General features: G+C 61.7%; 18 protein-coding genes. 8 read left to right on the forward strand and 10 right to left on the reverse strand.

Annotated features, from left to right (window positions below):
- Positions 1–40: 40 nt before the first annotated feature.
- The 8 genes from MTHMO_RS03485 to MTHMO_RS03520 all read left to right on the forward strand — a co-directional run bounded on the left by MTHMO_RS03485 (position 41) and on the right by MTHMO_RS03520 (position 8,068).
- Positions 41–1,990 carry a glycosyltransferase gene (locus MTHMO_RS03485; protein ID WP_202213549.1) on the forward strand — a complete coding sequence of 650 codons (1,950 nt, stop codon included), beginning with the start codon at positions 41–43 and terminating at the stop codon, positions 1,988–1,990.
- A 31-nt stretch (positions 1,991–2,021) separates the two neighbouring features.
- Positions 2,022–3,014, forward strand: a complete 993-nt coding sequence (locus tag MTHMO_RS03490; protein WP_202213550.1) for a biotin--[acetyl-CoA-carboxylase] ligase — start codon at positions 2,022–2,024, stop codon at positions 3,012–3,014.
- Between the two features lie 53 nt (positions 3,015–3,067).
- Positions 3,068–3,880 (forward strand): MBL fold metallo-hydrolase, encoded by an 813-nt coding sequence (locus MTHMO_RS03495; protein ID WP_202213551.1) that lies wholly within the window; start codon positions 3,068–3,070, stop codon positions 3,878–3,880.
- Between the two features lie 276 nt (positions 3,881–4,156).
- On the forward strand, positions 4,157–4,597 hold the full coding sequence (locus MTHMO_RS03500) for a DUF5069 domain-containing protein (protein WP_202213552.1): 441 nt from the start codon (positions 4,157–4,159) through the stop codon (positions 4,595–4,597).
- Between the two features lie 158 nt (positions 4,598–4,755).
- A complete protein-coding gene (locus MTHMO_RS03505; RefSeq protein WP_202213553.1) occupies positions 4,756–5,751 on the forward strand; it encodes a metal ABC transporter substrate-binding protein in 996 nt (331 codons plus the stop codon).
- Positions 5,717–6,487, forward strand: coding sequence for a metal ABC transporter ATP-binding protein (locus tag MTHMO_RS03510; protein ID WP_202213554.1), 771 nt, complete (start codon positions 5,717–5,719; stop codon positions 6,485–6,487). Before MTHMO_RS03505 ends, MTHMO_RS03510 begins: the two co-directional genes overlap by 35 nt.
- Before the next feature lie 24 nt (positions 6,488–6,511).
- Positions 6,512–7,375 carry a metal ABC transporter permease gene (locus MTHMO_RS03515; RefSeq protein ID WP_202213555.1) on the forward strand — a complete coding sequence of 288 codons (864 nt, stop codon included), beginning with the start codon at positions 6,512–6,514 and terminating at the stop codon, positions 7,373–7,375.
- A gap of 48 nt (positions 7,376–7,423) precedes the next feature.
- Positions 7,424–8,068, forward strand: a complete 645-nt coding sequence (locus MTHMO_RS03520; protein WP_237394742.1) for a transposase — start codon at positions 7,424–7,426, stop codon at positions 8,066–8,068.
- Here MTHMO_RS03520 and MTHMO_RS03525 read toward each other — a convergent pair.
- The 10 genes from MTHMO_RS03525 to MTHMO_RS03570 form a co-directional block, all read right to left on the reverse strand.
- Positions 8,052–8,909: an IS3 family transposase gene (locus MTHMO_RS03525; RefSeq protein ID WP_237394743.1), complete on the reverse strand. Its 858-nt coding sequence runs from the start codon at positions 8,907–8,909 to the stop codon at positions 8,052–8,054. The two genes, MTHMO_RS03520 and MTHMO_RS03525, sit on opposite strands and share 17 nt — an antisense overlap.
- The gene (locus MTHMO_RS03530) at positions 8,909–9,172 is read right to left on the reverse strand and encodes a transposase (RefSeq protein ID WP_202213556.1); all 264 of its coding nucleotides are present in this window, start codon (positions 9,170–9,172) and stop codon (positions 8,909–8,911) included. The genes MTHMO_RS03525 and MTHMO_RS03530 overlap by 1 nt, the downstream gene beginning before the upstream one ends.
- Positions 9,173–9,194: 22 nt before the next feature.
- Positions 9,195–9,914, reverse strand: a complete 720-nt coding sequence (locus tag MTHMO_RS03535; RefSeq protein WP_202213557.1) for a hypothetical protein — start codon at positions 9,912–9,914, stop codon at positions 9,195–9,197.
- Between the two features lie 49 nt (positions 9,915–9,963).
- Positions 9,964–10,971, reverse strand: a complete 1,008-nt coding sequence (locus MTHMO_RS03540; RefSeq protein WP_202213558.1) for a hypothetical protein — start codon at positions 10,969–10,971, stop codon at positions 9,964–9,966.
- 50 nt (positions 10,972–11,021) lie between these two features.
- Positions 11,022–11,807 (reverse strand): hypothetical protein, encoded by a 786-nt coding sequence (locus tag MTHMO_RS03545; protein ID WP_202213559.1) that lies wholly within the window; start codon positions 11,805–11,807, stop codon positions 11,022–11,024.
- Between the two features lie 270 nt (positions 11,808–12,077).
- Complete coding sequence (locus tag MTHMO_RS03550) at positions 12,078–13,085, reverse strand: hypothetical protein (protein ID WP_202213560.1); 1,008 nt, start codon at positions 13,083–13,085, stop codon at positions 12,078–12,080.
- A gap of 49 nt (positions 13,086–13,134) precedes the next feature.
- Positions 13,135–14,133, reverse strand: a complete 999-nt coding sequence (locus MTHMO_RS03555) for a hypothetical protein (RefSeq protein WP_202213561.1) — start codon at positions 14,131–14,133, stop codon at positions 13,135–13,137.
- 50 nt (positions 14,134–14,183) lie between these two features.
- Positions 14,184–15,197 (reverse strand): hypothetical protein, encoded by a 1,014-nt coding sequence (locus MTHMO_RS03560; RefSeq protein ID WP_202213562.1) that lies wholly within the window; start codon positions 15,195–15,197, stop codon positions 14,184–14,186.
- Between the two features lie 50 nt (positions 15,198–15,247).
- A complete protein-coding gene (locus MTHMO_RS03565) occupies positions 15,248–16,255 on the reverse strand; it encodes a hypothetical protein (protein WP_202213563.1) in 1,008 nt (335 codons plus the stop codon).
- A 20-nt stretch (positions 16,256–16,275) separates the two neighbouring features.
- The gene (locus tag MTHMO_RS03570; RefSeq protein WP_202213564.1) at positions 16,276–17,322 is read right to left on the reverse strand and encodes a hypothetical protein; all 1,047 of its coding nucleotides are present in this window, start codon (positions 17,320–17,322) and stop codon (positions 16,276–16,278) included.
- Positions 17,323–17,446: the final 124 nt, after the last annotated feature.

The following is a 17,446-nucleotide window of genomic DNA, read 5'->3' on the forward strand; positions in this document are numbered from 1 at the left end:
AGAGGAAAAGAGCGTGCTATAAGTTTGCCGGCAAACCTCTGTGAAGCGGATCCTGATTTTCACGGCCGGATTCGGAGAAGGCCACAACACGGCCGCGCGCAACATTCAAGAGGCCATCGAGTCGATCGCTCCCGAGGAAGCGCACGTCGAGATCGTCGATCTCTTCGAATCCTGCTACGGCCGGTTCAACGGGATGCTCCGGCAGGCGTATCTGGCTGCCATCAACCGAACACCCCTCCTGTGGAAGGGGATCTACTCTTTCTTCGATCGAACGACGGTCCTCGAAGACGGCATCTCGGCCCTCGCCCGGATGCAACGGTCCCTCGACTGGCTCCTGCGCGAGGTGCAGCCCGACGCGGTCGTCTGCACCTATCCCATCTACAACTATTTGATCGACGAGATCTTCCGGGACGGCAGGCGCAAGAACTTCTTTCACATCACGGTCGTCACCGATTCGATCACCATCAACTCGTTCTGGTACCGGGGCCCGAGCGATGTCTTTGTGGTCCCCAACGAGGAGACGGCGGTGACGCTGCGCGCCGCCGGAGTGGAGGAGTCGCGCATCCAGGTGTTCGGTTTCCCGGTGCATCTCGATTTCCTGGAAGCCCAGGAGATCGGCTTGGCCGACGAGCTCGAGGGGGATCCGCGGATCCTCTACATCATCAACTCGGGAAAGAAGAAGGCCACCAAGATCATCCGGCTCCTGCTCCACCATCCCCGATGGTGCGCCACGGTGGTCGTCGGCCGCGACCTGGCTCTCCTCGAGGAGGTTCGCAGGCTGGTCAAGGGGGCCGAGGAGAAGATCCGGGTCCTCGGCTGGACCGACAAGATTCCGGAGCTGCTTCTGACGCATCATGTCCTCATCAGCAAGGCGGGAGGAGCGACCGTCCAGGAAGCGGTGGCGGCGCGCTGCCCGATGGTGGTCACGCAGGTCGTCCCGGGACAGGAGGAAGGCAATTTCGACCTGCTCCGCCGGCGGGGAGCCGCCCTCTACGCAGAAAAGCCCCGCCAGATCCTGCAAGCCCTCGAGGAGCTCTTCGCCGATCAGGGAAGGCTCTGGAAGCGGATTCGGTCGGCGCTCGGCGGCATCAGCCGACCGGATGCCTCGATCCAGATCGCACGGTTCGTCCTGGAACGGGCGGCCATCGAGAACGTCGCGCCGGCCAACCTGCCCGGGTTTTCGCGCACGCTGCGCGATCTGGGGGTTGCGGCCGACGGAGTCCCGGACTCGGGCAAAGCGGCTCAGGTGCTTCTTTGCGATTTCCACATCCACACCACCTATTCGGACGGCCGCCTCTCCGTAGGAGAGATCGTCGATTTCTACGGGCAGCGGGGCTTCGATTGCATCTGCATCACCGACCATATCGTCGACCGGACCCGGTTCCTCGGGCGGGTCTGCCAGCTCACGGGCCTGGTGCTCTCTCCCGATCGAGTCGAAGAATATTTCGACGTCCTCCGAAGGGAAAGGGAGAGGGCGTGGCGCAAGTACCGGATGATTCTCTTCGCGGGCCTCGAGTTCAACAAGGACGGATACCGGGCGAAGAGCTCGGCCCATCTCCTGGGCGTCGATCTCCGGGGCCCGATCGATCCGAGCCTGCCCTTGCCGGAGATCATCGCGGAGATCCGCGCGCAGGGAGGCCTTTCCGTGGCTTCCCATCCCCATAAGTTCCAGAGCGTGTGGGGTCCGAACACCCTCTATCTTTGGGAGAACCAGAAGCAGTTCGCTCCGCTGCTCGACGCGTGGGAGATCGCCAATCGGGACGACCTCTTCGCTCCGATCGGACTCAAGAGGCTCCCCTTTATTGCCAACAGCGACTTCCACAAGCCCAAGCATATCGATTCCTGGAAGACCGTGCTCTTTTGCGAAAAGGATCCCGAGGCGATCAAGGAGTGCGTGCGGATCAACCGGAACGTCGCGCTCACCTTGTACCGCCGCCACCGGTTCGGCTCGCTCCTCCGCTGCCCGGAGGAGGAGCTCGTGCGGGTCTAGCCGCCGTTTTCCGGCGGGAAGCCTCGATGCGATGTCCTCCGACCGGCTCGATCTGCGCGCGCGTCTGCTGCGGGCCTTCTTGCTCTCCCCCGGGCGTGCCCGCTCCGGCCAGGCGCTGGCCTCGGAGAGCGGCCTGAGTCCCGCCCAGGTGGAGGAGGCGGTTTCTTCCCTCCGGAAGATCGGTTTCCCCCTGGAGGCCGCGGAAGAGGGCCGGTGGCGGCTTGCATTGCCGCTTCCCGACCTCTTGTCCGCCGAGGAGCTGTTGGCGCGAGCCAACGAGGGCGGTGCCCGGATCGCCTGGTCCCCCGTGGTGCACGACCGGGTCGAGTCGACCAACGATATCCTCTTGCGCCAAGAGGCGGCCGGTGCTCCCGAGGGGCTGGTCGTCGCGGCGAACCGGCAGAGCCGCGGCCGGGGCCGCCTGGGCCGGCGTTGGGAGTCGGATTCGACAGGCGGGATTTACGCAAGCCTCCTGCTCCGGCCCGCTCTCCGTTTCCCGCAAGTGCACCGGCTGACGATTCTCACGACCCTGGCCGCCGTGGAGGCCGTCGAGGAGGTCGCCGGCTTCTCCCTGAAGATCAAGTGGCCCAACGACCTGATGGGGTCTCGGGGCAAGCTTGGTGGCATCTTGACCGAGGTGGCGGCCGAAGGAGGGCGGGTGCGGGGAGGAGTCATCGGCATCGGGCTCAACGTGGCCCAGGAGCCCGAGAGCTTTTCCGAAGAGATCCGCTCCCGGGCCTCCTCCCTCTGGATCGAGATGGGGCACCGCTTCCGCCGGGTCGAGATCCTGGCGGCCATTCTCCGGCGGATCGCGGCCCGATACCAGGGGGATTTCGCGGAGATCCGGCGGCTCTGGGAGTGGCGGTGCGAAAGCCTGGGAAAGATCGTGCGGGTCCGCCAGGGGGAGAAGATCCTCGAAGGCCATGCCCTGGGGTTGGACGAGGACGGGCTCCTACTGTTGCGGACCGAGAGTGGGGCGGTGGTGCCGCTGCTGGCCGGGGAACTGCTGGGAGCGGGCCGCTAGCGGCGGACGCGCGGCACCTTGCGGCCGGAGTGCGGTTCGGTTTAAATGGGGCAGTGATCCCCTTGGAAGACGGATTTGCCGATGTGATCGGGAAGGCCGCGCGCGGGCTCGGCTTTACGGACCAGGCGCTCTCCCAGGCGGCGGGAGTCTCCCTGGACGCCGTGCGCCGGGCCAAGAGCGGGGAGTGCGACGAGGAGGTGATTCGCCGGCTGGCCCGTGTCTTGCGCCTGGGGGAGAATTCCCTGGTCGCCTTGGCGAGGGGGGAGTACCGGCCGCGCGAGCGGGAGCCGATTCCGGGCTTTTCGGCCTTTCACACTTCCTGGTCGGATATGATGGTCAACGCGTATCTGGTTTGGGATCGGCAAAGCCGGGAGGCGGCGGCGTTCGACACCGGGGGCGACTGCCAGGAGATGCTCGATACGATCCGGAAGCAGGGGTTGCGGGTTCGGGCGATTTTCCTGACGCATACCCATCCGGACCACATCGCCGCCTTGGACCGGCTCAAGAAGGAGACGGGAGCGCGGGCCTACGTGGGCGATCGGGAGCCGATCCCGGGAGCGGAGCCCTTTGCGGCGGGGGCGGAGTTCCGGGTCGGGTCGCTTTCGATTCGGACTCTGCTGACAAGCGGCCACTCCCCGGGAGGCATCACCTACTTGATCGACGGAGCGGCGGTGCCCTTGGCGATCGTCGGTGATTCGCTCTTCGCCGGCTCGATGGGCGGGGGGAATCTTTCCTATGCCGATGCCTTGCGGAACAACAAGGAGAAGATCCTCACCCTCCCGCCGGATACCGTGATCTGCCCGGGCCACGGCCCGCTGACCAGCGTCGGCGAGGAGCGGGAGCACAATCCCTTCTTCGCTCCGTAGCGCCGGATTTCGCGGCCGTTGGCCCGTGGGGGGGAGGCGGCGGCCGGTGAGGGGGCCACGCCAGAGTGGCGACGGCTGCGTTTGTTCTTGTCAGCCGGTTCGCTCCGGTTATGGTAGGCCTTGCCCGGCTCGGTGAGGAGCGCGGGGGCGGGAGAGCGAGAGACGCTGAAAGGCGACGGCAGCGGCCTTCGGCGTGGGCTTCGTCATCCCCCGGTGGAAGCAAAAGGCTCGAAAAGAGCCCGCTGGGAAATCTAGCAACAAGGAGATAAGTCGCTAATGAAACTAGTACCGTTGATCAGTTCGGGCGTGGCGGGTCCGCTCGGAGTCCTCCATCTGCCCCGGTTTTGGCTGAAAGTCGTTCTCGCGGCCAAAGGAATGCTGGCGGACGGATATCCCGACTGCGGAAAGGGCTTCGACAAGATGACCCTCGATGCGTTGGGCTTGGACGAGACAGAGACCCTCAACTATCTGCGCAGCGAGTGTCCGAGCTACACGCAGTTCGAGGCCTGGATCCTGAAGAAGAAGGGCGGGAAGATCGAGAAGGCGACCATCATCAAGCATAACTGCGCTGTTCTCGGCTACATCCATGATGCGGAGACCCGGCGTTCGATCCTGTCGGCGGCGGGGCTTCCCGACGACGGATCGATTCCGGACGCGGTCAATTTGAACAACCTAGACGATTGGACCGAGTTCCATCGTTGGCTGAAGAACCAGTAGTTTTCCTCTTCCGGAACTGATCCGGAAGAGAGGGGCCGTTCCCGGAGAGGCGATCCGCCTCTTCGGGAAGCGGCGATGGTAGGGGCCGCAGCGAGAAAGGCCCCTTTTTTTTTACCTTTCGGCTGGCATCGCTTCGAAGGCGCGGCATCTTGGAGACAATGAAGAGTCGATATCAACCTGGGGGAGCCAAGCCGGCTTTCGTCGTGCTTCTCGCCTGGAGCCTGACCGCCTTTCTTGGCTGGTCGAGTCCGGCTCCGCCGGTCCGGCCGCTGCGGGTGGTCACCACAATCGCCCCGCTCTACTGCTTTGTGCAGAACATCGCCGGCGAGGCGGTGGAGCTGTCCAACCTGCTGCCGCCTAATGTCGAGCCCCACGACTATGTGCTGAGCCCGGGGGACATGCGGCGTCTTCTCGACGCCGACGTCGTCATACGAAACGGGCTCGGTCTGGAGAGCTTCTTGGAAGCGGCGCTGTCCAAGGTGGAGCGGTCGAAGGTGATCGACGCCGCTGCGGGGATCCTTCCGCTGCCCGAGTGGGTGCCCCCGGGCGCATCCGCCGGTTGGGAGCGGCCCGGAGGAGCTCCCGCCAATCCCCACGTCTGGCTCGACCCGCGGCGCGCGCAGACCGAGGTGGAAACGATCGCGCAGGAGCTCTGCCGCCGCAACCCGCCGAAGGCTTCCGAGTATCAAGCGGGCGCCGAAAGGCTGCTGGCGGCGCTGCGGCGGATCGACGACCGATACCGGCGCTCGCTGGAGCCTCTGCCCGGAAAGAAGATGGTGTGCGATCACCAGGCGTTCGCCTACCTCGCGGACCGCTACGGAATCGAGGTGATCGCCTTCCTCGACGCGCGCGGGCACGCGGGCCTTTCTCCCAAGCTTCTTGCGTGGACCATGGCGGCGATCGTCCGTGAACGGGTGCCCGCTCTTTTCAGCGAAGTCAACCGGGTCAGCCCGGAGCTTCGGAGCCTTTCGCGGGACACGGGGATCCCGATCGTCCCCCTCGATTCGATGGAAAGCGGCGCCTTGCGCGCCGATCTCTACGAGCGCGCGGCGGAGAGCAACCGGTTGAGCCTGGTGCGTGCTTTCCAAGCGGGGTCCCGCCCGCTGCCGCAGGAGGATCATGGAAAGGGATCGGGGAACCGAGCGGGAGGCTGACCGAACCGGGGCGCCGAGGCGGCATTCCGCGGGCCGGCCGCTCCTGCTGCGGACGCGCGGCCTGTCCGCCGGATACGGAGACGAGGCCGCTTTCGAAGGGGTTTCTCTCGAGGTGTTCGGCCGGGAGATCGTGTCGCTTATCGGGCCCAACGGGGCGGGGAAGACCGCTTTGCTGCGTTGCCTGGCCGGCATCCTGCCCCCGCGCGCAGGGAGCTTGGAAAAGGCCCCCGGCCTCCGCCTCGGCTATCTGCCGCAGAAGCTGGCGTTCGACCGGCTCCTACCGATTACCGTCGGTGAATTCTTCTCGCTGCGGCTCGGCCGCCCGCTCTTCGGTTCCGGCGGCTGGGGAGGGGAGCGGATCGAAGGTCTGGACGAACTGGGAGTCTTTGGCCTGCTCGGCCGACGCCTCGGGGAACTTTCCGGAGGAGAGCTGCAACGGGTGCTGGTGGCGGCGGCGCTGGCCAAGAGGCCGCAGCTCCTTCTTCTGGATGAGCCGGCGACCGGAGTCGACCTGTTGGGGGCGGCGGCGTTCGATGCGCTGCTGCACCGGCTTCGGGATCGCGACGGGCTGGGCATCCTGCTGGTTTCCCATGATCTGCAACTGGTTCACCACATTGCGGATTGGGTCTATTTTCTCAATCGGAGGATCCTCGCGGAGGGCCCGCCGCAGGAAGTCTTGCGCGCGGAGCGGCTGGCGGACGCCTACCGGCGCTTCCCCCACCCCGGTTGGGGCTGACCGAAGAAGAAGAAAAGGAAGCGGATGGGGCCGCTTGATTTTCTCTCCTATGATTTCCTGCGCCGGTCGCTGGCCGCGGCCGCGCTGGCCGGACCGGTCTGCGGTTTCCTGGGCGTCTTCTTGACGGCCCGCGGGATGGCCTTTTTCAGCGACGCGCTGGCTCACATGGCGATCATCGGTGTCGCCTTTGGGCTGCTCGGCGCGGGCGCGGCCGAGCTCTGGCTCGGGCTCAAGCTGCCCCTCGGCCTCTCCTCCGGGCTCCTAGTCCTCTGGTGCCTGGCTGCGGCTTGGATGATGAATGCGCTTTTTGAAAGCGCGCGCTGGCGTCCCGACACCGTGATGGCGTTCTGCTTCACGGGGAGCGTGGCTTTCGGGGTGCTGGTCCTGGGGAAGCTCGGCCGCTACGGCTTTCTCGAGCAGACCCTCTTCGGCGACATCAATGCGAACTCGTGGAGCGACGTGGCGGTGCTCGGCGCGGTGGCCGGCAGCGGGGCGTGGATCATTCGGAGGCGGCTGCGGGAGCTTCTCCTGATTCTTGTGGACGAGGATCTCGCCGCGGCCGACGGAATCCCGGTCCGCCGGCTCAACCGGACCTTGGTCTTCTTGGTCGCCGCGGTGGTCGCCGTCGCCCTCAAGCTGCTGGGAGCGCTCCTGGTAAGCGCGCTGCTCGTCGTGCCGGCGGCGGCGGCCCGGCTGGTCGCCCCCAATCTCCGGCTCCTGCTCTTGCTCGCGACGGCCGTCGGGTTCCTCGGATCGGTGGGCGGAGTCATCCTCTCCTTCTATCTCGATCTGGCTACGGGACCCACGATCGTGCTGACCCACCTGGTCTTCCTGCTCGCCGCCATGGGAGCGCAGCCCCTCTTCCGGGGCCGGCGTCCCGCCGGCTAGCAGCCTGTCGGACTTTCCTTTTCCTTCTGGAATATGGTAAAAGCGGGCATGGCTGAACGATTTGTGACGGTGGATCGGATGACGCCGATGCTTTTGCCCGAGGACCTGCGGGATTGGGTGGAGGAGAACGACTTGGTGCATTTTGTCATCGAGGCGGTGGAGAGGATGGATCTGCGGGGCTTTCGGGTGAACGTACGCGGGACTGGGGACGCACAGTATCCGCCGTCGATGATGCTCTCGCTTTTGATTTATTGCTACGCCAACGGAATCTTTTCGAGTCGGAGGATTGAGGCGGCGACGCGGCGGGACGTGGCGGTGCGTTATCTTTGTGCGAAGACCCATCCGGATCACGACACGATGTGCCGGTTTCGGCGGGAGAACTTTGCTGCGGTGGCGGACTGCTTTTTGAAGGTCTTGGAGTTGGCCCGGGAGATGAAGCTTTTGAAGGTCGGGGTGGTGAGTGTCGACGGGACCAAGATTCGGGCCAACGCGAGCAAGCATCGGAATGTGACCTACGAGCGGGCCGGAGAACTGGTGGAGCTTTTGCGGGCGGATGTGGCAGATCTCTTGAAGAAGGCGGAGGAAGCGGACCGGAGAGAGGAAGCGGATCGGGGCAAGCTACCTGAGGAGATTGGTCTGATCTTTCTTCGAAAACGTGGACGGGGCTTCGGAGGGTTTAGTTGTTTAGGTTAGCGAGATTATTTTCGAAGTCCAGCGGGGATTGGTAATGGAGGCCGCTATGAAGGCGGCGGCGGTTGTAGAAGCATTCGATGTAATCGAAGATCATGATCTTGGCCTCTTGTTTTGTTTTCGGGAGGAAGGAGCCGAAGCACTCGGTTTTGAGCGTGGCCCAGAAGGATTCCATTATGGCATTGTCATAACACTGTCCCTTGCGGCTCATGGAGGCGACGGCACCGCAGGAGTGCAGTAGCGCGTTGAACTCTCCGCTGGCATACTGGACGCCGCGATCGGAATGGTGCAAGAGCCCTGGGTCGGGGCGCCGGCTTTTCCAGGCCTTCTTCCAGGCTCTTGTCACCAAAGAGGTAGAGAGCGAGTCCTCGGCATGCCAGCCGACAGACCGGCGGGAACCACCATCGAGGATGGCGGAAAGAGAAAGCCAGCCCTCGGCGGTGAGGATGGAGGTGATGTCACCGATCCAGATCTGGTTGGGGCGATCCGGCGCGGGCATCCGGGCCAGCCAGTTGTCGGCGACCGGAAGGCGATGGGCGCTATCGGTGGTTTGGGGGCGGAAGCGGCGTTTTTGTTTCGCGCGCAGACCGAGCTCCCGCATTAAGCGGGCCACCCGATTTTTGCCGCAAGGCTCTCCGGCCTTACGCAGTGCCCAGGTGATGCGCGGGCTGCCATAGGTTCTCCGGCTTTCCAGGAAAACTGAATGGATGGCCGCAAGCAGTTGCTTGTCCCGTTGCCGACGGCTTCCCCGGTCCTTGTGCCGGTGAGCATGGAAGCCGCTCCGGGAAACCTCCAGAGCTTCGGCCAATTCGGTGAGGCAATAATCTTTGGTCATTTTTTGCATCACCGCATATCGCTGGCAGGCATCTCGGCCGACAAGATGCCCAATGCTTTTTGTAAAATGTCGCGCTGAGGGCGCAGATAGTCGTTTCCCTGGCGCAACCTCCGCAGCTCGCGCTGCTCGGGCGATTCGGCCGCCAACGTCTTGGGATCGCTGAAAGCCCGACCGCCTTGGGCTTCCTTGACCCACAGATTCAGCGACCAATGGGAAACGCCCAGATCGCGAGCTACCTCGTGAATCGAACGCCCCCCTCGCACCAGGGCCACCGCATTCTCTTTACACTCGCGGTCATAACGCCGCGCGAACTTGCTGCTGCTCTTTCCGTTGTTTATTTGGAGTTTTCCTTTCTAACCCCCAAAGCCCCTGTCCGCAAAATCGAAGAAACTTCAGGGTGAAGAGCTCGTAATCTTCTTTTAGTTCCCTGGCATTCTCCTCGTCGTATTGGCTTTCGGGCAGCTGTCGGGCACGAATCGCTTGCGCGTTCTGTAAATCCTGAAGCTCATAGGTGGCCTCCCGCTGCTCCGGAGTCAGATGCGCGAGCCACCAGGCGTCCCATGCGGTTTCCTCGGTATCGAGAATCTGCTCCCCTTCTTCCCCAGTGAGGTGGAGAAGTCCTTCCGGTGCAGGGGTTCCCCTGAGCCTCAAGAGCGCATCGAGGATCGGAATGGGAAGGGTGGCGAGCTTTCGCTCCAGCTTGCGGATCTCTGTGCGGACAACGAATTTCCCCTCTTCGGTATGCCTATCGGTGTGCGGAGTCGACCAGCGGTAGGCCTGAGCCATCGCCCACCGTCCTTCGGGAGTCTGAAGGGTTTCGGCAAAGAGCTGCGGGTCGACCGTCTGCAAAAAAGAGAAGGTTGCGGGCATCCGCAAGGTGGTGAGCTTTTGGATCAAGGCTTGGGCCTCGGGAGAGAGGGGAGCGGATGGTTTGTCCTCTGCAACGGCCACGGCGGCAGTCAACCAGAGGGAAAGAAGTACGCCTCGGGCGCATTCGAGCAGGAGTCGGGTCATCGTCTTGGGCTCCTCCCACGCCAAGGGCAACGTCGCTGCCTCACCCCTTTCAATCACCCGAATGTCCGGAGAAGCCCGCCGCAGCGTAGATCTGCTTGGTAAGCGTGTAGACGGCATCGTGCATTTTCTGATCATGCAGGGCCCGGGCAAGGTCGTTGAGTGCATAGAGCACCTCACTTTGTGGGGAAAAGGCGATAGCGATCGGCCGGACCGGAGGAAAAATGGCGATGGCGGGCTCGAGATTGGGTCCTTTGGCAAATTGGGCGATCTCTTCCCAAAACCAGCTGGGCATCGCGGAAAGCTTCCAAGCAGGTTTATCCGCTAAAGGTGCACCACCTTCTGCGAACCAAATGTCTCGTAAAACCCCGAGGAACTCCTTTGCCGACCACCAGTTCTCGAGGACCTGATGGAGCTTTTCCGGCCCCCAGCGGGTGAAGAGCTCGTAATCTTCTTTTAGTTCCCTGGCATTCTCCTCGTCGTATTGGCTTTCGGGCAGCTGTCGGGCACGAATCGCTTGCGCGTTCTGTAAATCCTGAAGCTCATAGGTGGCCTCCCGCTGCTCCGGAGTCAGATGCGCGAGCCACCAGGCGTCCCATGCGGCTTCCTCGGTATCGAGAATCTGCTCCTGTTCTTCGTCAGGGAGATCCAAAAATTGCGGGGGGACATCCTTTTGGCTTTGTCCTCGAAGCCTCAAGAGCGCATCGAGGATCGGAATGGGAAGGGTGGCGAGCTTTCGCTCCAGCTTGCGGATCTCTGTGCGGACAACGAATTTCCCCTCTTCGGTATGCCTATCGGTGTGCGGAGTCGACCAGCGGTAGGCCTGATCCATCGCCCACCGTCCTTCGGGAGTCTGAAGGGTTTCGGCAAAGAGCTGCGGGTCGACCGTCTGCAAAAAAGAAAAGGTTGCGGGCATCCGCAAGGTGGTGAGCTTTTGGATCAAGGCTTGGGCCTCGGGAGAGAGGGGAGCGGATGGTTTGTCCTCTGCAACGGCCACGGCGGCAGTCAACCAGAGGGAAAGAAGTACGCCTCGGGCGCATTCGAGCAGGAGTCGGGTCATCGTCTTGGGCTCCTCCCACGCCAAGGGCAACGTCGCTGCGGAACCCCCTTTCAATCACCCGAATGTCCGGAGAAGCCCGCCGCAGCGCAGATCTGCTTGGTAAGCGTGTAGACGGCATCGTGCATTTTCTGATCATGCAAGGCCCGGGCAAGGTCGTTGAGTGCACAGAGCACCAGACTTTGTGGGGAACCGGCGATAGCGATCGGCCGGACCGGAGGAAAAAGGGCGATGGCGCGCTCGAGATTGGGTCCTTTGGCAAATTGGGCGATCTCTTCCCAAAACCAGCTGGGCATCGCGGAAAGCTTCCAGGGAAGTTTTCCGGAAATCGGCAAAAGTTCACCACCTTCCCCCTCCCAAACGTATCGCAAAACCCCGAGGAACTCCTTTGCCGACCACCAGTTCTCGAGGACCTGATGGAGCTTTTCCGGACCCCAGCGGGTGAAGAGCTCGTAATCTTCTTTTAGTTCCCTGGCATTCTCCTCGTCGTATTGGCTTTCGGGCAGCTGTCGGGCACGAATCGCTTGCGCGTTCTGTAAATCCTGAAGCTCATAGGTGGCCTCCCGCTGCTCCGGAGTCAGATGCGCGAGCCACCAGGCGTCCCATGCGGTTTCCTCGGTATCGAGAATCTGCTCCCCTTCTTCCCCAGTGAGGTGGAGAAGTCCTTCCGGTGCAGGGGTTCCCCTGAGCCTCAAGAGCGCATCGAGGATCGGAATGGGAAGGGTGGCGAGCTTTCGCTCCAGCTTGCGGATCTCTGTGCGGACAACGAATTTCCCCTCTTCGGTATGCCTATCGGTGTGCGGAGTCGACCAGCGGTAGGCCTGAGAGCCATCGCCCACTGTCCTTCGGGAGTCTGAAGGGTTTCGGCAAAGAGCTGCGGGTCGACCGTCTGCAAAAAAGAAAAGGTTGCAGGCATCCGCAAGGTGGTGAGCTTTTGGATCAAGGCTTGGGCCTCGGGAGAGAGTGGAGCGGATGGTTTGTCCTCTGCAACGGCCACGGCGGCAGTCAACCAGAGGGAAAGAAGTACGCCTCGGGCGCATTCGAGCAGGAGTCGGGTCATCGTCTTGGGCTCCTCCCACGCCAAGGGCAACATCGCTGCCTCACCCCTTTCAATCACCCGAATGTCCGGAGAAGCCCGCCGCAGCGTAGATCTGCTTGGTAAGCGTGTAGACGGCATCGTGCATTTTCTGATCATGCAGGGCCCGGGCAAGGTCGTTGAGTGCACAGAGCACCTGACTTTGTGGGGAAAGGGTGATAGCGATCGGCCGGACCGGAGGAAAAAGGGCGATGGCGCGCTCGAGATTGGGTCCTTTGGCAAATTGGGCGATCTCTTCCCAAAACCAGCTGGGCATCGCGGAAAGCTTCCAAGCAGGTTTATCCGCTATAGGTACACCACCTTCTTGCTCCCAAACGTATTGCAAAACCCCGAGGAACTCCTTTGCCGACCACCAGTTCTCGAGGACCTGATGGAGCTTTTCCGGCCCCCAGCGGGTGAAGAGCTCGTAATCTTCTTTTAGTTCCCTGGCATTCTCCTCGTCGTATTGGCTTTCGGGCAGCTGGTTGGCACGAATCGCTTGCGCGTACTGTAAATCCTGAAGCTCATAGGTGGCCTCCCGCTGCTCCGGAGTCAGATGCGCGAGCCACCAGGCGTCCCATGCGGCTTCCTCGGTATCGAGAATCTGCTCCCGCTCTTCCTCAGGGAGATCCGAAAATTGCGGGGGGACATCCTTTTCGCTTTGTCCTCGAAGCCTCAAGAGCGCATCGAGGATCGGAATGGGAAGGGTGGCGAGCTTTCGCTCCAGCTTGCGGATCTCTGTGCGGACAACGAATTTCCCCTCTTCGGTATGCCTATCGGTGTGCGGAGTCGACCAGCGGTAGGCCTGATCCATCGCCCACCGTCCTTCGGGAGTCTGAAGGGTTTCGGCAAAGAGCTGCGGGTCGACCGTCTGCAAAAAAGAAAAGGTTGCGGGCATCCGCAAGGTGGTGAGCTTTTGGATCAAGGCTTGGGCCTCGGGAGAGAGGGGAGCGGATGGTTTGTCCTCTGCAACGGCCACGGCGGCAGTCAACCAGAGGGAAAGAAGTACGCCTCGGGCGCATTCGAGCAGGAGTCGGGTCATCGTCTTGGGCTCCTCCCACGCCAAGGGCAACGTCGCTGCCTCACCCCTTTCAATCACCCGAATGTCCGGAGAAGCCCGCCGCAGCGTAGATCTGCTTGGTAAGCGTGTAGACGGCATCGTGCATTTTCTGATCATGCAGGGCCCGGGCAAGGTCGTTGAGTGCACAGAGCACCTGACTTTGTGGGGAAAGGGTGATAGCGATCGGCCGGACCGGAGGAAAAAGGGCGATGGCGCGCTCGAGATTGGGTCCTTTGGCAAATTGGGCGATCTCTTCCCAAAACCAGCTGGGCATCGCGGAAAGCTTCCAAGCAGGTTTATCCGCTATAGGTACACCACCTTCCCCCTCCCAAACGTATTGCAAAACCCCGAGGAACTCCTTTGCCGACCACCAGTTCTCGAGGACCTGATGGAGCTTTTCCGGACCCCAGCGGGTGAAGAGCTCGTAATATTCTTTTAGTTCCCTGGCATTCTCCTCGTCGTATTGGCTTTCGGGCAGCTGTCGGGCACGAATCGCTTGCGCGTACTGTAAATCCTGAAGCTCATAGGTGGCCTCCCGCTGCTCCGGAGTCAGATGCGCGAGCCACCAGGCGTCCCAGACGGCTTCCTCGGTATCGAGAATCTGCTCCCCTTCTTCCCCAGTGAGGTGGAGAAGTCCTTCCGGTGCAGGGGTTCCCCTGAGCCTCAAGAGCGCATCGAGGATCGGAATGGGAAGGGTGGCGAGCTTTCGCTCCAGCTTGCGGATCTCTGTGCGGACAACGAATTTCCCCTCTTCGGTATGCCTATCGGTGTGCGGAGTCGACCAGCGGTAGGCCTGAGCCATCGCCCACTGTCCTTCGGGAGTCTGAAGGGTTTCGGCAAAGAGCTGCGGGTCGACCGTCTGCAAAAAAGAAAAGGTTGCGGGCATCCGCAAGGTGGTGAGCTTTTGGATCAAGGCTTGGGCCTCGGGAGAGAGGGGAGCGGATGGTTTGTCCTCTGCAACGGCCACGGCGGCAGTCAACCAGAGGGAAAGAAATCCGCCTCGGGCGCATTCGAGCAGGAGTCGGGTCATCGTCTTGGGCTCCTCCCACGCCAAGGGCAACGTCGCTGCGGAACCCCCTTTCAATCACCCGAATGTCCGGAGAAGCCCGCCGCAGCGTAGATCTGCTTGGTAAGCGTGTAGACGGCATCGTGCATTTTCTGATCATGCAAGGCCCGGGCAAGGTCGTTGAGTGCACAGAGCACCAGACTTTGTGGGGAACCGACGATAGCGATCGGCCGGACCGGAGGAAAAATGGCGATGGCGGGCTCGAGATTGGGTCCTTTGGCAAATTGGGCGATCTCTTCCCAAAACCAGCTGGGCATCGCGGAAAGCTTCCAGGGAAGTTTTCCGGAAATCGGCAAAAGTTCACCACCTTCCCCCTCCCAAACGTATCGCAAAACCCCGAGGAACTCCTTTGCCGACCACCAGTTCTCGAGGACCTGATGGAGCTTTTCCGGCCCCCAGCGGGTGAAGAGCTCGTAATCTTCTTTTAGTTCCCTGGCATTCTCCTCGTCGTATTGGCTTTCGGGCAGCTGTCGGGCACGAATCGCTTGCGCGTACTGTAAATCCTGAAGCTCATAGGTGGCCTCCCGCTGCTCCGGAGTCAGATGCGCGAGCCACCAGGCGTCCCATGCGGCTTCCTCGGTATCGAGAATCTGCTCCTGTTCTTCGTCAGGGAGATCCGAAAATTGCGGGGGGACATCCTTTTCGCTTTGTCCTCGAAGCCTCAAGAGCGCATCGAGGATCGGAATGGGAAGGGTGGCGAGCTTTCGCTCCAGCTTGCGGATCTCTGTGCGGACAACGAATTTCCCCTCTTCGGTATGCCTATCGGTGTGCGGAGTCGACCAGCGGTAGGCCTGAGCCATCGCCCACTGTCCTTCGGGAGTCTGAAGGGTTTCGGCAAAGAGCTGCGGGTCGACCGTCTGCAAAAAAGAAAAGGTTGCGGGCATCCGCAAGGTGGTGAGCTTTTGGATCAAGGCTTGGGCCTCGGGAGAGAGGGGAGCGGATGGTTTGTCCTCTGCAACGGCCACGGCGGCAGTCAACCAGAGGGAAAGAAGTACGCCTCGGGCGCATTCGAGCAGGAGTGGGGTCATCGTCTTGGGCTCCTCCCACGCCAAGGGCAACGTCGCTGTGCAATCCCCTTTCAATCACCCGAATGTCCGGAGAAGCCCGCCGCAGCGTAGATCTGCTTGGTAAGCGTGTAGACGGCATCGTGCATTTTCTGATCATGCAGGGCCCGGGCAAGGTCGTTGAGTGCACAGAGCACCTGACTTTGTGGGGAAAGGGTGATAGCGATCGGCCGGACCGGAGGAAAAAGGGCGATGGCGCGCTCGAGATTGGGTCCTTTGGCAAATTGGGCGATCTCTTCCCAAAACCAGCTGGGCACCGCGGAAAGCTTCCAAGCAGGTTTATCCGCTATAGGTACACCACCTTCTTGCTCCCAAACGTATTGCAAAACCCCGAGGAACTCCTTTGCCGACCACCAGTTCTCGAGGACCTGATGGAGCTTTTCCGGCCCCCAGCGGGTGAAGAGCTCGTAATCTTCTTTTAGTTCCCTGGCATTCTCCTCGTCGTATTGGCTTTCGGGCAGCTGGTTGGCACGAATCGCTTGCGCGTACTGTAAATCCTGAAGCTCATAGGTGGCCTCCCGCTGCTCCGGAGTCAGATGCGCGAGCCACCAGGCGTCCCATGCGGCTTCCTCGGTATCGAGAATCTGCTCCTGTTCTTCGTCAGGGAGATCCGAAAATTGCGGGGGGACATCCTTTTCGCTTTGTCCTCGAAGCCTCAAGAGCGCATCGAGGATCGGAATGGGAAGGGTGGCGAGCTTTCGCTCCAGCTTGCGGATCTCTGTGCGGACAACGAATTTCCCCTCTTCGGTATGCCTATCGGTGTGCGGAGTCGACCAGCGGTAGGCCTGAGCCATCGCCCACCGTCCTTCGGGAGTCTGAAGGGTTTCGGCAAAGAGCTGCGGGTCGACCGTCTGCAAAAAAGAGAAGGTTGCGGGCATCCGGAGGGCGGTAAGCCTTTCGATCAAGGCTTGGGCCTCGGGAGAGAGGGGAGCGGATGGTTTGTCCTCTGCAACGGCCACGGCGGCAGTCAACCAGAGGGAAAGAAATCCGCCAAGCCATTGGTGACGGAAAATGGTCTTCATGGTATCTTCTCCTTGTCCTCCTATGGACCTTGCGGCACCGAGCTTGCCCTGCGATTGACCGCCTCGGAAAGAGAGTGGTCGATCGGTTTTCCCGACAAGGGGTCGTAGGGCGTGCGACCCGGATCGAGCGCAATGTTCGCAGCTGCTTGCCGGTTGAGTTGGGACACAATTGCCTGCACCCGCCGAGGAGTCAAATACCCTGGTTGCGCCGGTGGCGAAAAATATCCCAAGCCCAGTTCGGCCAAAAAGCCTTGGGGGGTGATGGCACTCTGTACAATGGCAACCGAAGGGATGTGATAGATGTTCTCCAATAGGTAGTTGAGGCCGGGATAGATCTCGTTCGGCTTGCTCGTTGTCGCAATCCGCTCATTGGGGAGGAATCCCATGTGGGAGACTCCCCCAATGACAATGGTTCGGGCGTTCGGCTTGGTGACCTGGGCCGCAAACGCGGCAATGCTCAGGTTTCGCTTCTTCATTCCCCATGGGGAGTTCAAAAACCTCCACGATTCAGCGGCTGTGACTGGCCGGCTGGGGGAGTTCACGATTAGGTTCCCGTTCTGGTCCAGTCCGGTATTCCGGTCGAGGTCGCCTCCGATTACCTTGTATCCTGTCTTGTAGAAGTGGCGCCAGAGGCGAAACATTTGCATGCGTGCTCGGAGACCATCGATGGCCTCTGGAGCCACGCCGTTCGCCATCGCGAACGCTTGCGCCGCGCTGCGGGTCAGTGAGTCAACCTTTTGTAGAAATGCCGCATACGTCTTTACGACAAAGCTGCGGCGTTGTGCATTCGGATCGTCCGGCGAGTACCCAGAGTCAAGCTCGGCCATGTTCTGGTAGCTCGGATCTTTCAGAAACCGGTCGAGCTGCTTCTGCTTGGCGGCGGGATACTCGAGGATCACGTTTCGGAATCCGTGGGTATAGGCTGAGTCGGCGAACCTTTCTTCGGCCTGCATCTGCTCGGGATTGAAATGAAATTCTCCAAGGCCGACGCACTGGATGCCCGCCTTGTCGAGGGCGGCCCAATTGCTCTTGTCGGCCTGGGTGATCGGGTTTTGCCCGGGAGGCAAGGGGGAGATCGGCGCGCCGGCGGGGGCCGCGGTTTGTCCCGGGCCTGACGAAGAGCTTTGGAGAGCGGTTGCCGCGGCGGCGGCCGCCGCCGCTGTGCCCATCTGGGTGCCTATCGCCGCTCCT

Origin of the sequence: Methylacidimicrobium sp. AP8 (assembly GCF_903064525.1) — a bacterium.
GTDB lineage: Bacteria > Verrucomicrobiota > Verrucomicrobiia > Methylacidiphilales > Methylacidiphilaceae > Methylacidimicrobium.